Origin of the sequence: Acetobacter sp. DmW_125128, assembly GCF_008704325.1 — a bacterium.
Taxonomy (GTDB): Bacteria; Pseudomonadota; Alphaproteobacteria; order Acetobacterales; family Acetobacteraceae; genus Acetobacter; species Acetobacter oryzifermentans.
The window spans coordinates 23,524-30,065 of record NZ_VHOP01000052.1; the positions used below are offsets into that span (position 1 = coordinate 23,524).

The window sequence follows — 6,542 nt, forward strand, 5'->3', positions numbered from 1 at the left end:
TTCAGAACGATCTTCACAGGAGAAATTCAATGGCTGCCAAAGACGTAAAGTTTGGTGCAGACGCACGCCAGCGTATGCTGCGCGGTGTGGATATTCTGGCTGACGCTGTAAAAGTAACGCTGGGCCCCAAAGGCCGTAACGTGGTGCTGGACAAGAGCTTCGGCGCTCCCCGCATCACCAAGGACGGTGTTTCCGTTGCCAAGGAAATCGAACTGGCTGACAAGTTCGAAAACATGGGCGCTCAGATGCTGCGTGAAGTTGCATCTAAAACCAATGACATTGCTGGTGACGGCACCACAACGGCTACGGTTCTGGCTCAGGCTATCGTGCGTGAAGGCCACAAGGCTGTTGCCGCTGGCATGAACCCGATGGATCTGAAGCGCGGGATCGACAAGGCTGTTGCCGTTGTTATCGAAGAGCTGAAGAAGAACGCCAAGAAAGTTACCACCCCGGCGGAAACCGCTCAGGTTGGTACGATTTCTGCAAACGGTGAATCTGAAATCGGTCAGATGATCTCCGAAGCCATGCAGAAAGTTGGCTCCGAAGGCGTGATCACGGTTGAAGAAGCCAAGCACTTCCAGACAGAACTGGATGTTGTTGAAGGCATGCAGTTTGACCGCGGCTACATCTCTCCGTACTTCGTGACGAACCCGGAAAAGATGACAGCGGATCTGGAAAACCCCTACATCCTGATCCATGAAAAGAAGCTGTCTTCCCTGCAGCCCATGCTGCCGCTGCTGGAATCCGTTGTTCAGTCCGGTCGTCCGCTGCTGATTATTGCAGAAGACGTTGACGGTGAAGCTCTGGCAACTCTGGTTGTTAACAAGCTGCGCGGTGGCCTGAAAATTGCTGCTGTTAAGGCTCCGGGCTTTGGTGATCGCCGCAAGGCTATGCTGGAAGACATTGCTATCCTTACGGGTGGTCAGGTCATCAGCGAAGATCTGGGCATCAAGCTGGAAACCGTTACCCTGAACATGCTTGGCACCGCCAAGAAAGTGCACATCGACAAAGAAAACACCACCATTGTTGATGGCGCTGGCAAAGCCGATGACATTAAGGGCCGTGTTAAGCAGATTCGTGCACAGATCGAAGAAACCTCTTCCGACTACGACCGTGAAAAGCTGCAAGAACGTCTGGCCAAGCTGGCTGGCGGTGTTGCCGTGATCCGCGTTGGTGGTTCCACCGAAGTAGAAGTGAAAGAACGCAAAGACCGCGTTGACGATGCCCTGCACGCAACCCGCGCTGCTGTGGAAGAAGGCATTGTTCCTGGTGGTGGCACGGCTCTGGCCCGCGCTACGTTGAAGCTGGAAGGCCTGCACTACCACAATGATGACCAGCGCGTTGGTGGTGACATCATCCGCCGCGCTCTGCAGGCTCCTCTGCGCCAGATCGCTCACAACGCTGGTGAAGACGGCGCTGTGATTGCAAACAAGGTGCTGGAAAATAACGACTACAACTTCGGGTTCGACGCTCAGGCTGGCGAATACAAGAACCTGGTTGAAGCCGGTATTATTGACCCGGCCAAGGTTGTCCGCACGGCTCTGCAGGATGCAGCATCTGTTGCTGGCCTGCTGATCACCACGGAAGCCATGGTTGCAGAACGCCCGGAAAAAAAAGCAGCTCCGGCTGGCGGCCCTGACATGGGTGGCATGGGCGGTATGGACTTCTAAGTCCTTCCAACCCATTGATACGGCAATAAACTTGCCGTATCACCAGTTTAAAGAAAACTGCTCTCTGAAAGGAGGGCAGTTTTTTTTTGAAACTTTCAGTATCTCATGAATTACAGTATACTAACTATAATATCGATAATATGAAAACATTGGCTCAGATGAGAGGTAACCGTGGCAGTTCATTTTAGCGTAACCAAAGCATTACTTGAATCCACTGTATGGACTTGGGGCCCTCTTAATCATCCTCCTCTAACAACTTCTCTTCGATTTGGATCTGATGGTCTTATCAAAGACTACACACATACCAACGAACACTCATGGAAATTGACCGAGAATTTATTAGAAATTTTCGATATCCACGGGAAAATGATCTGGAGATTCGAAGGTATATTTGACAATCAGGATTCTATTACCCTCGTAAGCTTTCCTCATAATGACCCGCAATGGGGCGTTTTTTTCGCGCTACAGGCATCAAAAGCAAATATTCCCAGCCATCTTCTTCTTGCCAGCGAACTGCCCGCCCCTACTGTTCCTGCACAACCTAAAAAAATAGCGCCACAAGCAGCCTCCCAGAAGCCCGATGCCAAAACTGCAAAATCTTCTGCTCCGGCAGCAAAGGAAGAAGGTATTCGGCTAGTTATCTGGGATCTGGATGATACTTTCTGGGAAGGCACTTTATCTGAAGGGGAAATTTCCCCCATTCAGCGCAATATTGATATTGTAAAAACACTGAATAGCCGGGGTATTGTCAACGCCATCTGCTCACGCAATACGTTTGAAGACGTTAAAGCGCGCCTAGAACAGCTTGGCATATGGGATGATTTTGTTTTCCCCCGCATTTCATGGGGGCCAAAAGGACCGCTGGTTCAGGATATTATCGAAAAAATCCAGCTCCGCCCTGAAACAGTTATGTTTGTTGATGATAACGTTACAAACCTAAACGAAGCCAAGCATTTTGTGCCAGAACTTAATGTGGCTGAGCCTGATGTTCTGGAATCCTTGCTGGATAATCCGCGCTTTAAGGGTAAGCCAGACCCAGAACATAGTCGCCTCAAGCGCTATCAGGTTTTAGAATCCAAACACAAGGATATGGCAGCAACAGGCGGCGATAATGAGGCTTTCTTACGCAAAAGCGATATTCGTGTCAGCTTCCATGCTGATATTGAAGCAGAGTTCCCCCGCATTCATGACCTTGTGAACCGGACAAACCAGCTTAATTTCACCAAAAATCGTTGGCCAGAAGATATTGAAAAAGCACGGCTGCGTTTTAAGGAAGAAGTAGAGGCCGATTTTGATACGGATGTTGGCTATGTAAAAGTAGCCGATGCCTACGGAAATTATGGCATTTGCGGATTTTATCTTTCACGTAAAGATGAGTTTCTGCATTTCCTCTTTTCCTGCCGCACCATGAACATGGGGGTTGAACAGTTTGTATGGCGCAAACTGGGGGAACGCCGCGTTCCCATTCAAGGTAAAGTTGGCTCTAAACTTGAAGATCCGATTGTTGACTGGATCAATGTTGTTGAAGATGTAGATACCTCAACAGAAGCATCCTCTTCCTCAGCAAAGCGCCTCAAAGTGTGCATTCGCGGCGCTTGCGATATGATGATGACATCCAACTTTTTGCGCACAAAGGTCGATACACTCGAAGAGCTGAACTACGCTTACGAAGGCTGGGAAATCATTGCCTCCCCGCGGTTTGTCGCTCTAACGCGTGACCTGAAAGATGACCGGAACAGGGAAATTATTGCCCATCTTCCCGGCATGCCTGATGGACGCTTTAAAACTGATGTTATTGAAGAAACATCAGATGTGTATGTTCTGTCTTTTTCGCAGGAATCTTTCCACGGCCTTTATCAGTCCAAAACAACAGGTATGATTGTACCTATGGGCCATTTCGGCCTGCCCTACCATCTTCCTGGCGGCCCCAAAGATAAGTTTGATTATACATCCGTTTCCTATAGCGATCTTATAAATAAATATGGTGTAGAACACGTTTCACAAGAACAGTGGGACTTCTTTAGAAATGAATTTGTTTTCCTTGGAGGGTTTAACAAAAATCTTTTCTTGAAAGATCTACGTTATATTTTTAACCGCATGATGGCAGCGCAAAAGAAAGTTATCATCATTGGACTTAACCAAGCTGTCGGGCGCGATCATAAGCTTTTAGAATTTTTTGGTGAAATCAATTCCATCGTCCGTCCACTGGCTGAAAAGTACGGATTTGATTACATTGATGTCAACGATATCGTACGTTCTGAAGACGATTTAGCAAAAGACGGCATGTTTGGGGGCGCTCATTTTGACCGACCGGCTTATAAAGCGATCTCTGACAGAATTCTTTCTCTTTTGCCTGCTGCGTAACGCATAGCCACACTTTCCAATACTTGAGGTATCTCGGGACTGTCATGATAGAAACTAAAACTTTTTGTGGACAATCTACTGTTCTGTCTCCGTCACTTACCGAAATGACGTGGACTTTTGGCGCGGAAGGACAGTCTCCTCTCACGACAACTCTCAAGCTTGCGCCGGACGGAAAGATTGCTGGCTATTCTCATCCTAATGAGGCTTTCTGGAGAATAGAAAACCACAAACTCCTATTTCTGAAAGAAAATGGAGAACTGATGTGGCGTGCTGCAAAAGTTGTTAAAAATCCGGAAGGCCTTCTAACCATGCAATTAGAAACGCCGGAGGATTCAAATACACGCTTTATATTGCAGCAAAACCCGGCCAACAGCGCTCCAGCTCCAGCTCCAGCTCCAGCTCCAGCTCCAGCCGTATCGGCTGTGCCTTCAGCAATGCCTGCGCAAGCCTCTGGCATTCCAGAGGCAGAATATCTCTTCCCTACGGATCTCGAAGTTACGCCGACAGACGTCAAAAAGGTATTGCTAATTGGTTCGTGCCTGACAGCACTGTATCTGGAGCAGTTTCAGCAGCGTTATCCTGCTATTACGTTTGACTATGTTCCTTATAACTTTGTCAGTGTTTTGCCCCCTGCCCCCCCCGCTCCCGTTGGGGAGTATGACTTCCAATATATCCAAATTCCTCTACGTTCTGTCATTACAGATCGTATTGTATGGGGCTTTCGCTTTAATGAAGAAGGGTTTGCAAATACAATCCTGAAAGATGCTTTTGCTGTTATTGATGTCATGCTGGATGCAGCTATGGTCTATAATAAACAGCATGGGCTACTGGCGTTTGTGTCCAATTTTATTGTACCGCAAATGAATAGCGCTTCCAGCATACATGGGCGCGGCAGCATGAACGATATTGCTGCTATTGTACGACGGCTGAATGAATATCTCAGTGCAAAAGTTGCTGAATACAATAATGCCTATCTTGTAGATATAGATGCGGTTGCCAGCACCATCGGAAAACGATTTGTTCTGGATGACATGATCTATTTCTACTCTCATGGTGCTGTTGCATTTCAAGACTGGGATGATTTTGGGTCCATTGCCAGAAACGAACCTATCCCTCCTCTGGAACAATCTTACCCAGTTAAGCGGGATGTCTTTGTAGATGCTGTTTTCCGGCAAGCCGTTACAACTTACCGTAGCGTAAAACAGATCGATCAAGTTAAGGCGGTTATATTCGATCTGGATAATACATTGTGGCGGGGACAGATTGCCGAACATTACCGCCCAGAAGCACGCCCGTGGCCACGTACAGATGGTTGGCCCTTGGGAATCTGGGAGGCAATCCATCATCTACGTGCGCGCGGGATCTTGGTCGCGATCTGCTCCAAAAATGACTATGACTACGTGAAAGAAAGATGGACCGATGTTGTTGATCCAGACTTTATTTCACTAGACGATTTTGCATCTGTTAAAATCAACTGGACTCCGAAGGCACAAAATATCTCTGAAATCTGTAAGGAGTTCAATATCAAGCCCAAAAGCGTTATTTTTGTGGATGACAACCCTGTTGAGCGCGCTGCTGTTACGTCTGCTTTCCCAGAAATCCGCGCAATTGGGGGCAACCCTTACCTCACACGCCGCATTCTGCTCTGGGCCGCCGAAACACAGGTTGCACGCCTTACAGAGGAATCAAGCCGCCGGGAAGAAATGATTCGTAGCCAAATAGACCGCGAAGAAACACGCTCTTCCATGGACAGAGATGACTTTCTGGCCTCTCTCAACTGCGAAGTGAGCTTTACGGTCATTACCAGCACAGATCAGCCAGAGTTTGGCCGTGCCCTTGAACTAACCAACAAGACTAATCAGTTTAACACGACAGGCAAGCGCTGGTCTTTTGAAGATGTCTCTGATTTTCTTAAAGATGGGGGCAAACTCTTAAGCTTCCGGGTAAAAGACAGATTTACCGATTACGGGTTGGTTGGTGTGCTTTACATTAAAGGTACAGAAATTGTTCAATACGTTATGAGCTGCCGCGTTCTGGGTATGGAAATTGACGAATTTGTTGTTGCCGAAGCAGTTCAATTTCTTCGCTCTGAACAAAAAAATGATGTAGATATCACTGCGCAGCTTAAGGAAACCCCGGATAATACGCCCTGCCGAGAAGTCTATTTACGTGCAGGCTTCCGAGAAGTTGTTTCTACTAATGATATGAGAGATTTTATCTTAGATAGTGATGAAATTCCATTTACACCTTTACACATCAAAAAGACTTCTAAATAAAACTCTTTGTTATTTATTGCATGGAGGATTTTTAAACCTCCATGCAACTTAATATTCCTTTCTATATTCAGAATTTATACCACTTCTGATTTTCTATTACTGGTGCCAATATTTTCATCACCCCGTAGGCATTCATATGATATGCGCTAGAGCAGTTCCACTGAATCCTGAATCGAGAGGTGACACTGAAGGCGTCTTGTGATTCACCGTTTTTCCTGATGGAGAGGGTGAT

At 47.1% G+C, this 6,542-nt stretch carries 3 protein-coding genes; all 3 read left to right on the forward strand.

Annotation, left to right across the window (positions count from 1 at the left end):
• The first annotated feature begins 29 nt into the window (after window positions 1-29).
• Window positions 30-1,670 carry a chaperonin GroEL gene (gene groL, locus FKW19_RS13840; RefSeq protein WP_006116437.1) on the forward strand — a complete coding sequence of 547 codons (1,641 nt, stop codon included), beginning with the start codon at window positions 30-32 and terminating at the stop codon, window positions 1,668-1,670.
• A gap of 171 nt (window positions 1,671-1,841) precedes the next feature.
• Complete coding sequence (locus FKW19_RS13845; protein ID WP_238331335.1) at window positions 1,842-4,034, forward strand: HAD-IIIC family phosphatase; 2,193 nt, start codon at window positions 1,842-1,844, stop codon at window positions 4,032-4,034.
• Between the two features lie 44 nt (window positions 4,035-4,078).
• Window positions 4,079-6,310 carry an HAD family hydrolase gene (locus tag FKW19_RS13850; RefSeq protein WP_116100272.1) on the forward strand — a complete coding sequence of 744 codons (2,232 nt, stop codon included), beginning with the start codon at window positions 4,079-4,081 and terminating at the stop codon, window positions 6,308-6,310.
• The last annotated feature ends 232 nt before the right edge of the window (window positions 6,311-6,542 follow it).

Excerpts from the sequence above, each read along its gene's own strand:
- groL (WP_006116437.1), top strand. The coding sequence starts at position 30 with ATGGCTGCCAAAGACGTAAAGTTTGGTGCAGACGCACGCCAGCGTATG.
- FKW19_RS13850 (WP_116100272.1), top strand. The coding sequence starts at position 4,079 with ATGATAGAAACTAAAACTTTTTGTGGACAATCTACTGTTCTGTCTCCG.